Source organism: Rhodobacteraceae bacterium IMCC1335 (assembly GCA_039640495.1).
Taxonomy (GTDB): Bacteria; Pseudomonadota; Alphaproteobacteria; order Rhodobacterales; family Rhodobacteraceae; genus Thalassovivens.
On record CP046864.1, the window covers coordinates 3310685 to 3327728 of the forward strand.

Genomic DNA, 17044 nt, shown 5'->3' on the forward strand with positions numbered 1-17044 from the left:
TTATAACATGCGCCATTATGCGTTATAAGGCTGCGGCGAAACCTTAAGAACTCATAAAAGAAACAACAAGAAAATTTAGGTATATAACTGCTGTGACCGCGCTAAAAACCCGCTTTAACTTAGCGTTTTTGCGCTGCGCAATGTGGTTTCCAACCGGTCTAAAAACCGCGCCCGATCCGTTTTGGAAAAAGCTTTTCCGCCACCTTGGCGAAAAGGGTCTGCGGCGCGCAGATCGGCCATTAAATCGCGCGTGGCCAGAACATTGCCAATATTGGCCTCGGTCAAAGCTTCTCCATTATGCTTTAAAACCAAAGCCCCGTTCGCCACGCATTTCGACGCGAGCGGAATATCGGCGGTCACCACCACATCGCCGCGTTTCGCGCGTTCGGCGATCCACATATCCGCAATATCTGGACCATCTGCAACAATCACCGTCTCGATCAATGGATTGGCAGAGGGGCGCAATCCGCCATTGCTCACCACAAACATGCGCAGGTTGTGGCGCGTTGCAACCCGCTCTGCTTCATTTTTTACCGGGCACGCATCGGCATCAATATAAAGGGCAGTCATCCAGGTTTCCTTTTGGGGTGATAATATCGCTGCTTGGGCGCAAGGTGCAAGCATACACTGCGACAGCGCCAATCATGAATTGAACCAAGCGATCACAGCTGGCACCGTTAAAATGCTGAAAAATGTCGAAATCAAGATCGAAGCGGAAACGCGCACCGGCGCAACCGCGTAATGCTGCGCCAAAATATAGACATTGCCCGCCACAGGCAGGGCTGCGGCCGCCACCATCACCGAAGCGGCATAAGACTCGACTTGGAAAATAAAAAGCGCCGATATGGCTACCGCTGCAGGATGCATGACCAATTTCAAAAATGAAATCCAAGCGGCCACTTGCAGACGCTCGGCCGATTTAAAGGCCAAAGACGCGCCAATCGCAAATAACGCACCCGGTGTTGCCGCAGATCCCAGCATCGACAGAAACTCATCCAACGGCGCCACGATGGGGATACCAAGACCCGACCAAATAAACCCCGCAGAAATCGACATGATCATCGGATTTTTCAGCAATCCTAAAACAAGCGCCCAAAGCGTAGCAAACCGCACTTGGCCTTCGCGCGAGCCAACGATCAACAACACGATTAAAGATCCAAATAATATCAAATCAACCGCGAGAACCATGACCACAAAGCCAATCGCTTCCGGGCCCATCAGCAAGGTCAGCATCGGCACCCCCAAAAATCCGACATTGCCAATCACCGCGCAATGCGCCTCGATCGCAGCTTCGTCTAGAGGAACCTTGCGGCCCAAAGCCACCAGCAAGGCAAACCCATAGACCAAAGCCGATGCGCTTAAATAGGCAAAGATAAAATCTGGACGCAAGAGCGCGCTGAAAGGCAGCGTTGCCGAAAAGCGGAATAAAAACGCCGAAAGCGCAAAGTAAAAGACAAACTTTGTCAGATAACCTGTAGCTTCGGGAGTGAAAAAACCCCGACGCCCGGTTAAATAACCCAGGCCAATTACGGCGAAAAACGGCAACGTTTTGAGCAAGATATCAATCATAACGCAAGGCTGTATCAGGCAGGTGCGGCGCGTCAATTACTATCTTATGCAGCCGGTCGCCGCCCCGTCAGGCCGCGCAGCCTTTTCATCCGCTGCCAATCACAATTCCGATCGCAAACACCAAGGATCCGCCAAGCACAACTTGAAACGCCGCACGAAAAAACGGCGTTTGCATATACCGGTTTTGGATCCAGGCAATCGCCCATAATTCGATAAACACCACGATAAAGGCGATCAAATTCGCAGTCCAAATATCCGCGATCAAATAGGGCAGCGCATGCCCCAACCCGCCGATCGTTGTCATCACGCCCGCGGCAAAACCACGTTTCAAAGGTGAGCCGCGCCCCGATAATGCCCCATCATCCGAAGCGGCTTCGGTAAAAGCCATTGAAACCCCCGCGCCCAGCGCAGCCGCCAACCCTACCAAAAACGTGGTATGCGAGTTCTGGGTGGCAAAGGCCGTGGCAAAGATTGGCGCAAGCGTCGAGACAGATCCGTCCATTAAACCCGCCAAGCCTGGCTGTACCCAAGTTAGGATGAACTGGCGCTTGGCTTGAAACCCTTCTTCTTGAGCTGCCCCTGAGGAGGTTAAATTTTGCGACAGACCTTCTGCGCGCACTTTGTGGCGGGCTTCGCTGGCCGCCAAATCACCCAGCAATTTTCGGCTGGCAGCATCAGAGCTGCGCGCCGCTGCCTTTCGATAAAAATCCTCGGCCTTGCGCTCCATCGCTTCTGCTTCCGCGCGAATTTTTTCGATCCCCAAATTGGCCATAAGCCAAATCGGTTGACGGGCATAGAACCCAGCAACATGCTCGCGCCGGATCAGCGGAATAAACGCCCCAAACCGCGTTTCATGAAGCGCAATCAATTGCTGGCGATGGGCATCTTCTTCTTCGGCCATATCAGCAAACAAAGCCGCGCTATCCGGATACTCAGCCCGCAATTGCTGCGCAAAACCACTGTAAATTCGCGCATCATCCTCTTCAGAGGAAATTGCAAGCGCCAATATTTCCTGCTCTGATAAATCCGCGAACCGGCGCCTATGAACGAAAAACCGCATATAATTTTTACCCTTACATTTATCTTGTGCCCGTAAACAGCGCTCTGTCAACGGCTGTTATACATCCAGATAGGTGCCAGCACGTACAAGAAACGTAAAAGGTACTGCATCGCAGCTGCGGTTTTCTTATAAAGATCTATACAGGATCAGCGCATCAACATAGCCCTGTTTTGGATGCAAAAACGCTTGCGGAATCCGACCGATCGTTGCAAACCCATAGCGCTGCCAAATGGCCAGCGCGCGCTGATTGCTGGCCAAAACAAAATTGAACTGCATCGCCCGATACCCCTGCTGCTTGGCCTCAATCAACGCATGGTCGAGCATGCGCCGCGCAACCCCTTTTCCGCGCGCCGAAGGCGCAGTAATAAAGCCGCAATTGCAGATATGCGCACCGCCCCCCGGCTGGTTTGGGCGTATATAATAGGTTCCAACGGCTTGCCCTTCAACGCGAAGTATAAAGGCGGTTTTATTCGCTTCCATCCAATAGGCGATCGCGGCATCGCGATCGATCAATGGGTCAACCGCATAGGTGTCACCCGCGCTGAACACCGGCTGTAACAGCGCCCAAATGCGTTCTTCATCCGCCGATGTCGCAGGGGTAATCTTTATCTTTTCCGTCATTCTAATGCATCATAGCTAGAGACTATCTGTCCAACTAACCCATAGCTGATTGCGGCCTCAGCTGTCAGCCAGAAATTGCGTTTGGTATCTTGTGCAATTTTCTGCGGCGTTTGGCCTGTTGCGGCCGCGAACAAGAATTCAAATCGGGACCGCATTTGACGTATTTGTTCCGTTTGAATTTTCATGTCGCTGGCTTGCCCACCAATGCCGCCGCTGGGTTGATGCAGCAAGAAACGCGTATTGGGCAGGCAATAGCAGTTTTTTAAAGCCGCACCAATGAAGATTAGGGCGCCGGCGCTGGCACCGCAGCCGCTGCCAATACAGCGCACTTTTGGTTTAATGAATTTAACCATATTATGCAGCATATCCCCCGATTCAACATGCCCTCCGGGCGAGCTAATGATCAAGTTTATAGGATCATCGCTTTTCTCAGAAAGTGCCAGCATATGTTCCACTGCCCTTTTTGCACTCATATGGTTTATCTCACCGGCAATGATCACGTTTCGGCTTTTGAAAAATGGCGGTCAAACATTTTGGCAGATAGGCTATCTTGCTTGATATCGGTTTGACCAACTTAATCCACAGGTAACATCGCACTCTGCAACAGAAATCACATACACTATGTGAATAGCCGAGTTTGTGGCATTAGTTAAGCAGTGGAACTCGCCTTAAGGCAATAATCACCTCCCTCAGCGATAGCTTAAAACACCACGACCGATCTTATACTTTCGCCTGAATGCATCAAATCAAAGGCTTTGTTGATATCCTCAAGATCCAAAACATGCGTGATCATCGGATCAATTTCCACTTTGCCATCCATATACCAATCAACAATCTTAGGTACATCGGTACGCCCGCGTGCACCGCCAAAGGCAGTGCCACGCCACACACGCCCCGTGACCAATTGGAACGGCCGCGTTGAAATTTCAGCCCCCGCTGGTGCAACGCCAATGATGATACTTTCTCCCCAACCCTTATGCGCGGCCTCTAAGGCTGTGCGCATCACTTGCACATTGCCAGTGGCATCAAACGTGTAATCTGCGCCGCCTTTGGTCAGGCCCACAAGATGCGCGACCAAATCACCCTCAACCTCTGCAGGATTGACGAAATCGGTCATGCCAAACCGCGCTGCCATATCGCGCTTATCCGGGTTCAGATCAACGCCAACAATCTGATCTGCACCGGCCATGCGCAAGCCTTGGATCACGTTCAGGCCAATGCCCCCCAAACCAAACACAATCGCCCTGCTACCAATTTCAACCTTGGCAGTGTTCATCACCGCGCCAAGGCCCGTGGTGACCCCGCAGCCAATGTAACAAACTTTATCAAATGGCGCGTCCGGATTAATTTTGGCCAGCGCAATTTCCGGCAAGACCGTGTGGTTGGCAAAAGTAGAGCACCCCATATAATGCAGTATCGGGGTACCATCGAGCATAGAGAACCGGCTGGTGCCATCGGGCATCACTCCACGGCCTTGGGTTTCGCGAATGGCCTGACACAGATTGGTTTTCGGGTTCAGACAATATTCACAGGTTCGACATTCCGGCGTGTAAAGCGGGATCACATGATCCCCCGGCTTCAAACTGGTCACACCCGAGCCACATTCTAAAACCACGCCGGCCCCTTCATGGCCTAAAATCGCAGGAAACATCCCCTCTGGATCTGCGCCTGACAGCGTAAACTCATCCGTATGGCAAATGCCGGTTGCTTTTATCTCAACCAAAACCTCGCCCGCCTTCGGACCGTCAAGGTTTACCTCCATCACTTCCAGTGGTTGTCCCGCCGCAACTGCAACTGCCGCCCGTGTACGCATGATCATCCTCCCAGTTTTGTGAAAACGATGCCGTATTTTCGAGCAAACTGCAACGCATTATTCAGGCGCCTTAATGCCGTTTTCAAACCTCTGAAAGGCTTGCCTTTAATCAGTTTTATAGGCTTTGTGGCACGCCATACATCCACCGCCTATAGCCCGCATACCGCCCCTTAAGGTGGCCAAGTCCGACACGTCAAGCACCTCAATAGCGGCCTCAAAAGCGGTGGATTTGGCAACAAAATCATCCCAATTCTTCCAAATAGCTGGCGCGGCTTGTGACAATGGATCTGTTTCATTCGCCTGAAACTTATCTACAACAGCTTGAGAAGCATTTAACAAACGCGCCTTTGCCGCTTGCGCATCCTTCGCATCAAACGCCACCGCGCCTTTCGCCATCTGCCCAATTTGGCCAAAAGATGTTTTGACCTCTTGCATCAAAATCATCCTAGCTTTCACCGCAGGGTTTTTAACCCCCTCATGCGCAAATGCAGGGGTGAGGCCCAAGCCGATGACCGCTAGGAAAGAAAACAAATGGATACGTGATTTCATGGTGAATTCCTTATAACCAGAACATCTTGTGTGTTTTCGATAGAACCAAACTGGAAAAAATAAACCCTCAGTATGATTTTATAAAAATGCCATAAAGACAGACTCGACTCATCCCACAGATCTCCGATATAGAACAAAAGGTGAACTAAATTAATGTACCCGTCCTATGACACAGCGCCGTTTCTTATCCCTTTGGTTTCCCAGATTGGGGGCCGAGCGTTTCTTACGCTTAGAAAATGATCTGGCTGATTTACCCTTTGCGATCCTGCAAGAGAGCGGGCAGGCACAGCGGCTCTCTTCGCTTTCACACAGCGCCAGCCTTGCTGGATTACACCCTGGTCAATCTTTGCGCGATGCCCAAGCACTCTGCCCCAAACTGATCACCCGCATGCGCAACCTACCCGGCGAACGCCAATTTTTATTGGCTTTATGCCGCTGGGCGGAAAAATTTAGCCCTTGGGTCACCACCGCTGCCGATGATGGCCTCTGCATGGATATCACAGGCTGCGCGCATCTTTTTGGCGGCGAGGATGGCTTTGTAAAACAGATTGCAAGCGAATGCGAAGATTTTCAGCTGAGTACCCGCCTTGGTTTGGCCGATACGATAGGCGCGGCTTGGGCTTTGGCGCATTATCACCCAAGCCATGACCAATCGGATCGTAATGTGGATGCCCTCACTCAAGAGGCCAGAGCCACGCGCGTAAAATTACCCAAGCAGCGCTTTTCACAGCCGCGAAGGCAGGCGCAAGCGCTGGTACCAACAGGCAATCCACAACCAAAAGCGCAAATCGCCCCTCTTGGGGGCAGCCATAGCGCCTTAGCGGCCTTACCTGTGGCCGCGCTGCGCCTAGAAAGCTCTACAATCCATAATCTGCACCGCGTGGGTTTGCGCCAAATCGGTGATCTAAGCGGGCAACCCCGCGCCGCTTTGGCGCGCCGCTTTGGCAAAGAACTTATGCTGCGATTGGATCAAGCTTTAGGGCGCGTTCCTGAACCCCTATCCGCCCAGCGCAAACCACCCCATTTTGGCGTGCGCATGAGCTTGCCAGAGCCGATTGGTCTGGCTGAAGATTTACGCGCCGCCTTAGATCGCCTTTTACCGCGGCTTTGCGACAAACTACGCGCCGCTGGACAAGGCGCACGGCAAATTGACTTACAAGTATTTCAAACCGATCAAACTCTTTCTTATATTCGGGTTCAATTGGCACAAGCGGGCCATACAATCGAGCGTATCCGCCCGCTTCTTCTGCTTAAACTTGAGACGATTGATATGGGGTTTGGCATTGATATGTTACGGCTTGAGGCCAGCCAAACCGAACCCATCACGCTCCGCACCACCCCAGCGCCCCTACAACAGACGCATCACAGCGCCACGCCCACAGGGGCTGACACCGATCTCAGCGATCTGATTGGGCGGCTGGGAACGCGGATCGGCTTAGATCACGTAACCCGCCTGCATCCTGCAGAAAGCCATATTGCCGAGAAAACAGCTGTGGTCTTTGCCGCAGCTTGGTCAAAACCAGCGCCGGATTGGCCGAGGCCGGATCGCCCAAGGCCAAAACTGTTATGGCCACCAGAACCGGTAAGCGCCAAACAAATACCCGATGTGCCACCAAGCTTCCGCTGGCGAAACCGGGTTTTAACCACAGCGATGCAACAGGGACCAGAGCGGATTGCGCCAGAATGGTGGCTGGATGATCCAAATTGGCGCAGTGGCGTGCGAGATTACTGGCGTATCAACTGCGCAGAGGGTGATCAGCTCTGGGTGTTTTTTGCCCATGGTGGCGCCCGCAATGCAGGGTGGTATTGCCAAGGCAGCTTTACGTAAATCGCTTTAAATATCGGGGATAAAAATAAGAACATAGTGGCACCGGATAGGTGGCTATGCCTTAAAATTTGCGTGTTTTACAAAGAAAAAAGCGCAAAACACAACAGCTTACATCCGGCACACCCTTCTTATGATAACGGCATTTGCCGATTCACATCCTTATAGAGCAAATACCGAAACGGACCCGGCCCCCCAGCATAACAGGCCTGTGGGCAAAACGCGCGCAGCCACAGAAAATCACCTGCCTCTACTTCCACCCAATCCTGATTCAGGCGGTATACGCCTTTGCCTTCTAAAACGTATAGCCCATGTTCCATAACATGGGTTTCGGCAAACGGGATCACCGCGCCCGCCTGCAGCGTGACAATATTAACATGCATATCATGGCGCATATCTGCCGGGTCAACAAACCGCGTGGTGGCCCAAGCGCCATTCGTGCCGGGCATTTCTATCGGCGCAAAATCTGCCTCATTACAGACAAACGCCTCTGGCGCCTCTAACCCCTCGACAGCTTGATAGGTTTTTCTGATCCAATGGAAAACCGCAGCCTCTGCTTCCGCATTCACCAACGACCATTCAGAGCCTGCCGGAATATAAGCGTAACCGCCTGGAGACAAAACATGCGTATCGCCAGATAGGCTCAAGGTGATGCTGCCCGATACAACGAAAAGCACCGCCTGAGCACTGGCATCCGTTTCCGGCCGCTCGCTGCCGCCCCCGGGGGTTAACTCAACAATCGATTGGCTGAATGTTTCCGCAAACCCAGAAAGAGGCCGCGCCAAAACCCACATCCGCATACCCGTCCAAAAGGGTAGAAAACTGGTGACAATATCGCTGTTGGTTCCGCCAGGGATCACGGCATAAGACGTGTTAAAAACAGCGCGCCCAGTGATCAACTGGCTTTGCGGCGCAAGCCCACCCGAAGGTTTATAATATGAGGGAGATACCATTTTTATTCCTTATACGCGCTGCAATCAGGCCTGAAAACCATTGTAAACCATGACCTGTCTAACCCAGAGCCTATCTCAAGATCCAGCCTGTTTCACGCAGCAATCTGCGACCTTTTATGATGATACGCTTCAAAATCACAACGTATTCTGACGCAAGGCGACAAATTTCAATTGCACAAAGACGCATGGCAATCGCAGATCACCGTTTATATAGCCTGCCTTTGAACCCTTTACCGGCTAAAGGTCTTCCGGTTCACCGACAATGAACATGCGCAATAATTCCGGGCGAAACAATTCTTTGGCAACGCGGTTTGCCTGCTGCAACGTCACTGCCATCACCTTTTTATTGCGGTTTTGCAAATAGCTCGGTTGCAACCCCTGTTGTTGCATGCCAACCAAAATTTGAGCGATCTGCGCATTGCCATCAAAACGCAACGGATAGGCGCCTGTAAGATAGGTCTGCGCCAATTGCAGCTCTGTTTCAGAAATACCATTACGGGCGATTTCATCCCATTCCTCGCGCAAGATATCCACTGCTTCGGCCATGCGGTCATTGGCAGATGCAAACTGGCCGAGTAATAAATCTGCATATTTCCGAGACGCCAAATACGTGGACACCCCATAGGTTAATCCGCGCTCTTCGCGCAACGCCTGCATCAAACGGCTTTCAAACCCGCTGCCACCAAAGATGTGATTGAGAATGTAAGCCGCAAAAAAATCAGGGTGATCGCGATCTAGGCCCAGATGCCCGAACAGCGCAACCGATTGTGGGGTTGGGAAGGGAACAATTTCAACACCCGTTGCCAGCGAAAACTCGGCATCTTTTGGCAAAGGCCAAGCGCTTTGGGCCGGTATATCTTTAAGCAGCGCATCCAGCAGCCGCCCCAAATCCTCTGCTCCAATATCGCCAACAGCAGAAATGCGGATCCGATCCAGCACAAGCGCATTTTGATGCGCCTGCACAATGTGATCGCGAGTCAGCGCCTCTACGGTGCTGATGCGCCCGCTTAAATCGCTTCCATAAGGGTGCGAAAGTCCAAAGGCCTCTTGATTAAACGCTGCCCGTGCGATTTCAGCCGGGTCTTTGGCATCAGATTTTAACCCCGCAATAATCTGCGCCCGCACCCGCTCTATCGCATCTATATCAAACCGTGGCTCCAGCAATGTTTGACGCAAAAGACCCACAGATTGATCTTGGCTTTCGGTTAGAAACCGCGCCGAAACCGAAACTGAATCTGGATAGGTTTGATAAGAGAAAGAGGCGGCAAGGTTTTCCTTCGCTTTGGTGAAAGCCTGCGCATCCATATTGGCGGCACCTTCCTCAAGCAACGCCATCATAAGATTGACGCCCCCGCGCTGTTCAGCAGGCTCAATAGACGCCCCACCATCAAACAGCAGTTCAAGCGCGACAAAAGGAATACCGCGCTCTTCCACCAACCATGCTTTATGGCCATTAGGCGATGTGACCACCTGAATATCCGTGGCCGCTTGGCACAGCGTTGCGAAACCGGCCATTAAAAAAAACAGAACGCATCTCATTGCGTGGTCTCCTCGGCTTTTAACAACCAACCTGTGACAGATTTGCGCTTGTCAAAGACTTCACGCGCAGCCGCTAAAATTTCATCTGGCTGGATCGATTGGACGATGTCAGGCCAAGCGTGGATATCTTCAAGCGTTAAACCGGATGTTAAGGCCCGGCCATAGGCATTTGCCAAGCCTTGCACGCTGTCTTGCGCGTAAATTTCTGCGGCGCGAAATTGTTTTTTCAAGCGTTCTAATTGTTCTATATCGATACCCTGATCGATAAAATCGGCAATCGCTTTGTCCAAAGCAGCTTCAGCCTCTTGCAAACCAACCCCCTCAGAGGGCACAATCACCAACCCAAAAGTGGTTTGATCCAAAGAGGTGCCACCAAAAAAGGCGCTGGTGTAGACGGCCGTTTGAGTTTCAAATTGCAGCCTTTGACTAAACCATGACGTTTGGCCACCCCCCAGAAGATCGCTTAACAGTTTAAGTGCCGCCGCAGAGCGTTGGGCACCACTGTTGCGTTCTGGCGCAAGATAGGTCCGAATGACATAAGGCTGCGCCACCCTCTGATCGTAAAAAACCAGCCGCCGCGCGGCCGTTTGAGGGGGTTCTGTCACCCTCTGGCGGTTTTTCAAATCGCGGTTCGGCGCAATTTTTCCATAAGTGTCTTGCGCAAGTTGTTTCACGCGGGTGGGATCAACATCGCCGGCCACAATCAAAACGGCATTGTTGGGCGCATAAAACTGCCGATAATAAGTCAGCGCGTCTTGTAGGCCCAAACCTTCCATTTCATGCCTCCAGCCAATGATCGGCCTGCCATAGGGATGCTGCATATATTGTGCTGCCATGCGCTGCTCGGAAAACAAAGCGCCGGGGCTGCTTTCAGTGCGCTGGTTCCGCTCTTCAATAATCACATCACGCTCGGTAATAATATCGGCTTCATCAAGCTGCAAATTCACCATGCGATCTGCTTCTAGCTGCATCATAAGCGGCAAACGGTCACTGGCCACGCGTTGAAAATAAGCGGTATAATCGGCGCTGGTGAAGGCATTATCACTACCGCCATTTTCCGCAACGATCCGCGAAAACTCTCCTGAGGCCAAAAGGTTGGTTTTTTTAAACAAGAGATGTTCGAGAAAATGCGCCACGCCGGATGAGCCTAATATCTCATCAGCAGAGCCCGCGCGATACCACAGCATATGCACCACCACCGGCGCGCGATGATCCTCGATCACCACCACATCTAAACCGTTTTCTAGCCTGAAATTGCTGACTTTTTCGGCTTGAGCGCCCACCGCAAACGGCACCAAAACGCATAACAGAGCTAGCCAGCCACGCCTGAAATGAGACATCACTTTCTCCTAATCTTTGTGAAACAGATAAGCGTCAGGTTGCAATAGGCAAGGCAGAACACAATGTTTTGAAATCAAAACGGAGCCTATCTCTGAGCCGCTTTAATTCGAACTCAACCTGTCATTTATCCGCTGCTCCATATCTTTAAGACCTGCGTTCAAAGCATCCATCAATTCAGATATTGGGCGCGGCTCGCCGGGTTTATACGTCTTGGCTTCTACTTCCTGCTCCTGCGCTGCAGCCTCGATAACAGGGCGCGGCTCTGGATCACCGAGATTGCTTCCCCCTGGCGTGGGCTCCGGCAGCGCATCCAAATTGCTGGGCTGCTCGAGGGGTTTGTTTGGTGCCAAACCTGCCTCTATCGGTTCAATACTGACCGCCCCGTATTGATCGGATATCGAACCGCTCGAACTACAGCCCATCAGCACAAAACCGATCACACCCGCAACACCCGCCACCCGAAACATTTCTATCACCCTCATCTAATCCACTCCTCTTGTCTTTTATCCGTTTTTATTACGATCGGCTATAGTCGGATCTTGCGGTTGCGGCGCAAACATCAGCCCGATGGCACCCAGAAAAATCGCCACATCTGCGAGGTTGAAAACAAAAGGGTTTTCGATACCGCAACACGACATGTTTAAAAAATCGACTACTGCACCATAGATCATCCGGTCTAGGGCATTGCCAAGCGCGCCGCCAATTAAAAGCCCCGCCGCCACTGGCGTTAACCGCCCGCTGCCATGCCGGATAGCCCAGAACGCTACGACGGCAGAAATCCCCAGCGCAATCAAAATCAGCACAATTCTTTGAATCTCAGATTGGCCCGAAAACAGACCAAAATTAACCCCATAATTCCAGGCCATTCGTAAATTCAAAAAGGGCGCGAAAACATCAATCTCTTGCAGGTTTATGAGGTCAAGCAAAAACACCACATAGAGCTTGCTGATCTGATCAACCGCAAAACCTATAACGGCTGTGAGAGCCATGAGCTTAGTCATGTTCAATGCCTAAAATGCCGCATGCCGGTAAACACCATCGCCAATCCGGCCGCATCAGCCGCTGCAATCACATCCTCATCGCGCATGGATCCGCCAGGTTGTATAACCGCCGTTGCACCCGCCTCTGCAGCGGTTAGCAACCCATCTGCAAAAGGAAAAAAGGCATCAGAGGCCACAACCGAGCCTTGCGTTAAAGGCGCTTCTAACCCGAGCAGCTCGGCCATATCCTGCGCTTTGCGCGCGGCAATACGGCAGCTGTCAACCCGGCTCATCTGCCCTGCACCCACGCCAACCGTTGCGCCCTCTTTCACATAGACGATCGCGTTTGACTTCACATGTTTGGCAACTTTCCACGCGAACAGAAGATCCACCATTTCCTGTTCACTCGGCGCACGTTTGGTGACCACCGATAGATCCTGTTGCAGACGCAACCCATTGTCTTTGTCTTGCAATAAGAACCCCCCTGACACTTGCCGAATAAGCTGCGCGGCGGTTGCCGGATCTGCCAAGGCGCCCGTTGTCAAAAGCCTAAGATTTTTCTTGGCGGCAAAGATCTCCTTCGCTTCCGCCGTCGCATCTGGCGCGATCACCACTTCAGTGAAAATACCGGTTATTTCTTGCGCAGTGCGCGCATCCAAAGCTTGGTTAAACGCCACGATACCACCAAATGCACTGGTCCGATCACAATCAAAAGCAGCCCGATAAGCGGCGCTTAAATCAGCACCACGCGCCACACCGCAGGGGTTGGCATGTTTGATAATGGCGCAAGCGGCCCCGTCTTCAGGCGCAAACTCGCTCACCAATTCGAAAGCCGCATCCGTGTCATTAATATTATTATAGGATAATTCTTTCCCTTGATGCTGGATTGCGCTTGCAACGCCCGGCCTGCCGCTGCCATCCACGTAAAAGCTGGCCGATTGATGCGGGTTTTCACCATACCGCAACCTTTGCGCCAAACGGCCCGATAGGCTGTGGCGGCTTGGCGCCGGTTCTCCCAAAGCCCGTGCCATCCAAGTGGAGACTGCGGCGTCATATCCGGCCGTATGTGCATAGGCCCGTTGCGCCATTTTTTGGCGAAACGTATGGGATGTTTGTCCATCTTGCGCGTCCAACTCAGCCAAAAGCGCCTCATAATCCTGCACATCCACCACGGTTGTCACAAAGCCATGGTTCTTAGCGGCAGCCCGGATCATGGCTGGACCCCCAATATCGATATTCTCAACGCAGGTCGCGTAATCACCGCCCCCAGCAACGGTTTCTTCAAACGGGTATAAATTGACAATCAATAAATCAATCCCGCCGATCCCATGCGCTTGCATCGCCGCAACATGATCCGCATTATCGCGCAATGCCAGCAACCCGCCATGCACATTTGGATGCAAAGTTTTCACCCGGCCATCCATCATCTCGGGAAACCCTGTCACCTCTGCGACATCCCGCACCTCAAGCCCCGCATCCCGCAACGCTTTTGCGCTGCCGCCGGTTGAAAGGAGTTCGATACCGCTAGCCGCCAAAACATGCGCAAGCTCAACCAAGCCGGTTTTATCAGAAACGGAAATCAAAGCGCGGCGAACGGGAAACAAATCGGTCATATATATTTTTCCACTTTATGTCTGGATGGCGTAACGCATCTCACGTTCGCGCTCACGCCTTAATTGTTCAGGGGGGCGGGTTCTGGTAAGAACCCATTTGATGCGTGTCGCATAGCTTATTGCGCTCTGAGATAAAACCACCTGTTTTGTGGCCCGCGGCTGTAAAGCCTGGCGCTCAAGATACACGCTGCTTTCCAAAGCCAGCTTAACCGTCGCGTCAGTGCTTAAAGACCAGGTTTCAGAATTTGGCAATATCAGCACCGCCTGCCCTCCCGTGGGATGGATTCTGACAACAATATCGGGATGCAAATGAAACCGAAGCTTGCAGGAAAACCCTTGCAAGCCTTGGCGCCGCATAGATTGCTCAAACAGCAACTTATCGCGCGCAGTAACCGCGATCAAAACCTCTTCACCACTGAGCAAATCCCCATCTGGCGATAAAGTGAGCGTTCGGGCATGGGTTAGGCCTGTTTTTGCGAGAAACCCATTATGGCCACCTTCAAATTTTTGCCCTGCTGTCGATATTGATAACGCGCTTGGAAATTCAGACGGCCCATTTACCAAAGCATCGCGGCGCTGGCCGGAAAACCATAAACGCGGGCCCAGTTCAGCGCTGACAAAATCTTCGATAACAAGGGTAGAATGCGATGCGGTGCCGCGCCCAATTCTACGCCAATCTTCGCCAAAGCGCCGCCCCGACCCGCAATTCACGATCACCGGATGGCGCCCAGAAGTGAGCTCGAAGGCCAAACTTGAGGCATGCGCGTTGATCGAAGCCCGCCCCTGCGGCAAGGCCCCGGCATCGATCAACACGCTGCTGCCGCCCGCGCTTAACCGGGCAAAGCCCATTGCCAAACCGCTCTGGGGAAACCCCCGGCTGCCCGAGGCTGCCAAGGCTTGATCAAGCCGCCCCGAAAATCCGCGGCCACCGCCATGGAAGCGAGCCAATCCGCCGTCTTTATGGCGCAGCATACGCAATGTCGGAGCGATCCGTTGAATCGCATCCAAGTGCAAATCGGCGGGGGTCCAACCGGCGGCGCGCAACGCCGCTGCCGTCCAGCTTAAAAGTGAAAAAATATCCAAAAGCTCTTCGGGATTGCGCGAAAAAATACTGCCGGTGGCGTCAATTTGAACGCGGCATTCATGCGCCAAAGCCCGCGTTGCCGGCGCCACCAAAGGGTGCAAAAACTTGATCGCAAGCGCTGCGGAAATCAAACCCGCCAAGGCTTCAAAGCGCGGCAAACCCGGCGATACAGAGGGCCATCTTTTCGAGATGAACACAGCTTGCTTGGCAAGAGCCTCTAAAAAATCCGCCCGTCGGCTTGGATCCGCGCCATCAAGCAGCATCACGCTGTGATGTAACCAACGCAAAACCCGCCGACCGGCGATATCGGCCCGCCATCCAGGGCCACCGCCGCGCCCAAAGCGATCGATCCACAGATCCACCCACGCCTGCGCCGTCGCCCCGCTTTTACGGCCTCCCAATGCTGCCAAATGATCCAGCCAAACCGATCCATGAAGATCCAAGATCGCCGCCTGGTCAGACAGGCTCAGATCCCACAAAGCATTTTGCTGCAAATCCACCTGATGACCCTGCAAAACAAATTGACCCGACAGAATTTGCCGGCCCAATTCGGGGCTGCCAATCGAACGTGGTTCGACCTCAATTAAGTCGGTCACTGGAAATGATCTTAGGCCAATCCAGCGTGCGGTTAGCCTGTCGACCAAACGCCTATAGCGTGAAGAAAAATTGTCAGACGCCGCCATATTCTATGCCCCTTGGCGCTTGCATTGGCCCATGTGCAGCATAGAAAACGCGCTCTGACAAGTCACGCGGCAAATCCGCATGTTACGCCCAGCGCAACACTGTGATGAAAAAGCCATCCATACCGCCATGCTCTACCCAAAAATCGGGTCGCAACCGCAGCCCTAATTCTGCAACCCGCCATTCTTGTGCGATAAAATCCTTGTCCAATGCGCTGTGATCCACGCGCAGGCCCGAATGCTTTTGTAACGCGTTCTCGATCTGCGCTTCACCCTCATCCGGCAGCAGCGAACACGTGCAATAAACCAACCGCCCATGTGCCGCCATGCGCTCCAAAGCGTGGTCCAATAATTGCGCCTGAAGATCAAAAAGCGCTGAAAACTGTGCCCCATCTTTGGCGAAGGGCAGATCAGGATGGCGCCGGATGGTTCCGGTGGCAGAACATGGCGCGTCCAACACAACCACATCATAACCGGTAGTCCCATGCGCCCGTGCATCCGCCACAATGACATCAGCCATTAGACCCGTTCTGTCTAAATTTTCATGCAAGCGCTGCAATCGGGATTGCGAAATATCAAGCGCCGTGGTGCTGGCGCCAGCAGCGCTAAGCTGCATGGTTTTACCCCCCGGAGCGGCGCAAAGATCCAAAGCCTTTTGACCCGATAAATCGCCAAGCAACCGCACTGGCAGAGCCGCAGCTGCATCTTGCACCCACCAATCTCCACTGGCAAATCCGGGGCGGGCGGTCAGCGCCCCCTCTGCGCTAAGGCGGATGCTGCCACCTGGCAACACAGTGCCATTCAACTGCGCGGCCCAATCGGCAGCGCGCGCGGGATCTTTCAGCGTTATATCGATCGGAACCGGCTTGAAATGCGCCTGTTCAATTGCCCCCATCGCCGAGGCCCCATAGGCCTCAACCAAAGGCTGACGCAGCCAAGAGGGCAGCCGCGGCACGCGCAACTTCTGCCAATCTTCCTGGCCAGTTTGCGCCAATTTGCGCAACACCGCATTTATCAAACCTTTAAACGAGGCTGTGCGTTTGCTGTAGCCCGCAAGCGCAACGGCTTCATTCACGATCCCATGCGCATCGCCCCCTCGGCAGAGCTCGACAACCGCCAGACGCAGGATATTACGCACGCCAAGCGGCGGGTTTTTGCGGATATGTTTGGCCAGCAAACGGTCGGCGCGCTCTAGCCCGCGCAGCGTCTCCAGCGCCAAGCGCTGCGCGCGCGCGCGCGCCTCAGGCGCCAGCGGCGCTAATATATTTTCGGCAAGTAATTCTGCAATCAATTTGCCCTCAAGCAAGACCCCATTCAGCAGCTGCACGGCGGCCGCCCTTGGCGAAAGGTGAGGTTTTACCATCGTCACATCCTTGCTTTTGTCAGAGCCGAGCGTATATCTATCTCACCACAAAGA

16 protein-coding genes are annotated in these 17044 nt (G+C 53.0%); 1 reads left to right on the forward strand and 15 read right to left on the reverse strand.

The features are described 5' to 3' along the window. Positions 1-114: 114 nt before the first annotated feature. The 7 genes from GN241_16190 to GN241_16220 all read right to left on the reverse strand — a co-directional run bounded on the left by GN241_16190 (position 115) and on the right by GN241_16220 (position 5612). The gene (locus tag GN241_16190; GenBank protein ID XAT58764.1) at positions 115-570 is read right to left on the reverse strand and encodes a YaiI/YqxD family protein; all 456 of its coding nucleotides are present in this window, start codon (positions 568-570) and stop codon (positions 115-117) included. 72 nt (positions 571-642) lie between these two features. Continuing rightward, positions 643-1569 carry an AEC family transporter gene (locus GN241_16195; GenBank protein XAT58765.1) on the reverse strand — a complete coding sequence of 309 codons (927 nt, stop codon included), beginning with the start codon at positions 1567-1569 and terminating at the stop codon, positions 643-645. An 85-nt stretch (positions 1570-1654) separates the two neighbouring features. Continuing rightward, positions 1655-2629 (reverse strand): rubrerythrin family protein, encoded by a 975-nt coding sequence (locus tag GN241_16200; protein XAT58766.1) that lies wholly within the window; start codon positions 2627-2629, stop codon positions 1655-1657. 126 nt (positions 2630-2755) lie between these two features. Further along, positions 2756-3250, reverse strand: coding sequence for a GNAT family N-acetyltransferase (locus GN241_16205; protein XAT58767.1), 495 nt, complete (start codon positions 3248-3250; stop codon positions 2756-2758). Continuing rightward, the gene (locus tag GN241_16210; GenBank protein XAT58768.1) at positions 3247-3723 is read right to left on the reverse strand and encodes an ATP-dependent Clp protease proteolytic subunit; all 477 of its coding nucleotides are present in this window, start codon (positions 3721-3723) and stop codon (positions 3247-3249) included. Before GN241_16210 ends, GN241_16205 begins: the two co-directional genes overlap by 4 nt. Before the next feature lie 227 nt (positions 3724-3950). Further along, positions 3951-5063, reverse strand: a complete 1113-nt coding sequence (locus GN241_16215; GenBank protein ID XAT58769.1) for an S-(hydroxymethyl)glutathione dehydrogenase/class III alcohol dehydrogenase — start codon at positions 5061-5063, stop codon at positions 3951-3953. A gap of 105 nt (positions 5064-5168) precedes the next feature. Further along, positions 5169-5612 carry a hypothetical protein gene (locus GN241_16220; GenBank protein XAT58770.1) on the reverse strand — a complete coding sequence of 148 codons (444 nt, stop codon included), beginning with the start codon at positions 5610-5612 and terminating at the stop codon, positions 5169-5171. A 166-nt stretch (positions 5613-5778) separates the two neighbouring features. Here GN241_16220 and GN241_16225 point away from each other — a divergent pair, with 166 nt between their 5' ends. Continuing rightward, a complete protein-coding gene (locus GN241_16225; protein ID XAT58771.1) occupies positions 5779-7440 on the forward strand; it encodes a DNA polymerase Y family protein in 1662 nt (553 codons plus the stop codon). 128 nt (positions 7441-7568) lie between these two features. On the opposite strand, the gene GN241_16230 is transcribed toward GN241_16225, so the two are convergent. From GN241_16230 to GN241_16265, 8 genes are all read right to left on the reverse strand, one after another. Next, positions 7569-8390: a (S)-ureidoglycine aminohydrolase gene (locus GN241_16230; protein XAT58772.1), complete on the reverse strand. Its 822-nt coding sequence runs from the start codon at positions 8388-8390 to the stop codon at positions 7569-7571. A 237-nt stretch (positions 8391-8627) separates the two neighbouring features. Next, a complete protein-coding gene (locus GN241_16235) occupies positions 8628-9929 on the reverse strand; it encodes an insulinase family protein (GenBank protein XAT58773.1) in 1302 nt (433 codons plus the stop codon). Further along, complete coding sequence (locus GN241_16240) at positions 9926-11269, reverse strand: insulinase family protein (protein ID XAT58774.1); 1344 nt, start codon at positions 11267-11269, stop codon at positions 9926-9928. The genes GN241_16235 and GN241_16240 overlap by 4 nt, the downstream gene beginning before the upstream one ends. 102 nt (positions 11270-11371) lie before the next feature. Beyond that, positions 11372-11737 (reverse strand): DUF3035 domain-containing protein, encoded by a 366-nt coding sequence (locus GN241_16245; protein XAT59327.1) that lies wholly within the window; start codon positions 11735-11737, stop codon positions 11372-11374. Positions 11738-11773: 36 nt separating this feature from the next. After that, on the reverse strand, positions 11774-12271 hold the full coding sequence (locus tag GN241_16250; protein XAT58775.1) for a signal peptidase II: 498 nt from the start codon (positions 12269-12271) through the stop codon (positions 11774-11776). A gap of 2 nt (positions 12272-12273) precedes the next feature. After that, the gene (gene purH / locus GN241_16255) at positions 12274-13863 is read right to left on the reverse strand and encodes a bifunctional phosphoribosylaminoimidazolecarboxamide formyltransferase/IMP cyclohydrolase (protein ID XAT58776.1); all 1590 of its coding nucleotides are present in this window, start codon (positions 13861-13863) and stop codon (positions 12274-12276) included. Between the two features lie 15 nt (positions 13864-13878). Then, positions 13879-15630: a heparinase gene (locus GN241_16260; GenBank protein XAT58777.1), complete on the reverse strand. Its 1752-nt coding sequence runs from the start codon at positions 15628-15630 to the stop codon at positions 13879-13881. An 82-nt stretch (positions 15631-15712) separates the two neighbouring features. Continuing rightward, positions 15713-16990: a 16S rRNA methyltransferase gene (locus GN241_16265; GenBank protein XAT58778.1), complete on the reverse strand. Its 1278-nt coding sequence runs from the start codon at positions 16988-16990 to the stop codon at positions 15713-15715. Positions 16991-17044: the final 54 nt, after the last annotated feature.

Excerpts from the sequence above, each read along its gene's own strand:
- GN241_16230 (XAT58772.1), bottom strand. The coding sequence starts at position 8,390 with ATGGTATCTCCCTCATATTATAAACCTTCGGGTGGGCTTGCGCCGCAA.
- GN241_16245 (XAT59327.1), bottom strand. The coding sequence starts at position 11,737 with ATGTTTCGGGTGGCGGGTGTTGCGGGTGTGATCGGTTTTGTGCTGATG.
- GN241_16240 (XAT58774.1), bottom strand. The coding sequence starts at position 11,269 with ATGTCTCATTTCAGGCGTGGCTGGCTAGCTCTGTTATGCGTTTTGGTG.
- GN241_16195 (XAT58765.1), bottom strand. The coding sequence starts at position 1,569 with ATGATTGATATCTTGCTCAAAACGTTGCCGTTTTTCGCCGTAATTGGC.
- GN241_16210 (XAT58768.1), bottom strand. The coding sequence starts at position 3,723 with ATGAGTGCAAAAAGGGCAGTGGAACATATGCTGGCACTTTCTGAGAAA.
- GN241_16235 (XAT58773.1), bottom strand. The coding sequence starts at position 9,929 with ATGAGATGCGTTCTGTTTTTTTTAATGGCCGGTTTCGCAACGCTGTGC.
- GN241_16265 (XAT58778.1), bottom strand. The coding sequence starts at position 16,990 with ATGGTAAAACCTCACCTTTCGCCAAGGGCGGCCGCCGTGCAGCTGCTG.
- purH (XAT58776.1), bottom strand. The coding sequence starts at position 13,863 with ATGACCGATTTGTTTCCCGTTCGCCGCGCTTTGATTTCCGTTTCTGAT.
- GN241_16220 (XAT58770.1), bottom strand. The coding sequence starts at position 5,612 with ATGAAATCACGTATCCATTTGTTTTCTTTCCTAGCGGTCATCGGCTTG.
- GN241_16225 (XAT58771.1), top strand. The coding sequence starts at position 5,779 with ATGACACAGCGCCGTTTCTTATCCCTTTGGTTTCCCAGATTGGGGGCC.
- GN241_16215 (XAT58769.1), bottom strand. The coding sequence starts at position 5,063 with ATGCGTACACGGGCGGCAGTTGCAGTTGCGGCGGGACAACCACTGGAA.
- GN241_16260 (XAT58777.1), bottom strand. The coding sequence starts at position 15,630 with ATGGCGGCGTCTGACAATTTTTCTTCACGCTATAGGCGTTTGGTCGAC.
- GN241_16205 (XAT58767.1), bottom strand. The coding sequence starts at position 3,250 with ATGACGGAAAAGATAAAGATTACCCCTGCGACATCGGCGGATGAAGAA.
- GN241_16200 (XAT58766.1), bottom strand. The coding sequence starts at position 2,629 with ATGCGGTTTTTCGTTCATAGGCGCCGGTTCGCGGATTTATCAGAGCAG.
- GN241_16190 (XAT58764.1), bottom strand. The coding sequence starts at position 570 with ATGACTGCCCTTTATATTGATGCCGATGCGTGCCCGGTAAAAAATGAA.
- GN241_16250 (XAT58775.1), bottom strand. The coding sequence starts at position 12,271 with ATGACTAAGCTCATGGCTCTCACAGCCGTTATAGGTTTTGCGGTTGAT.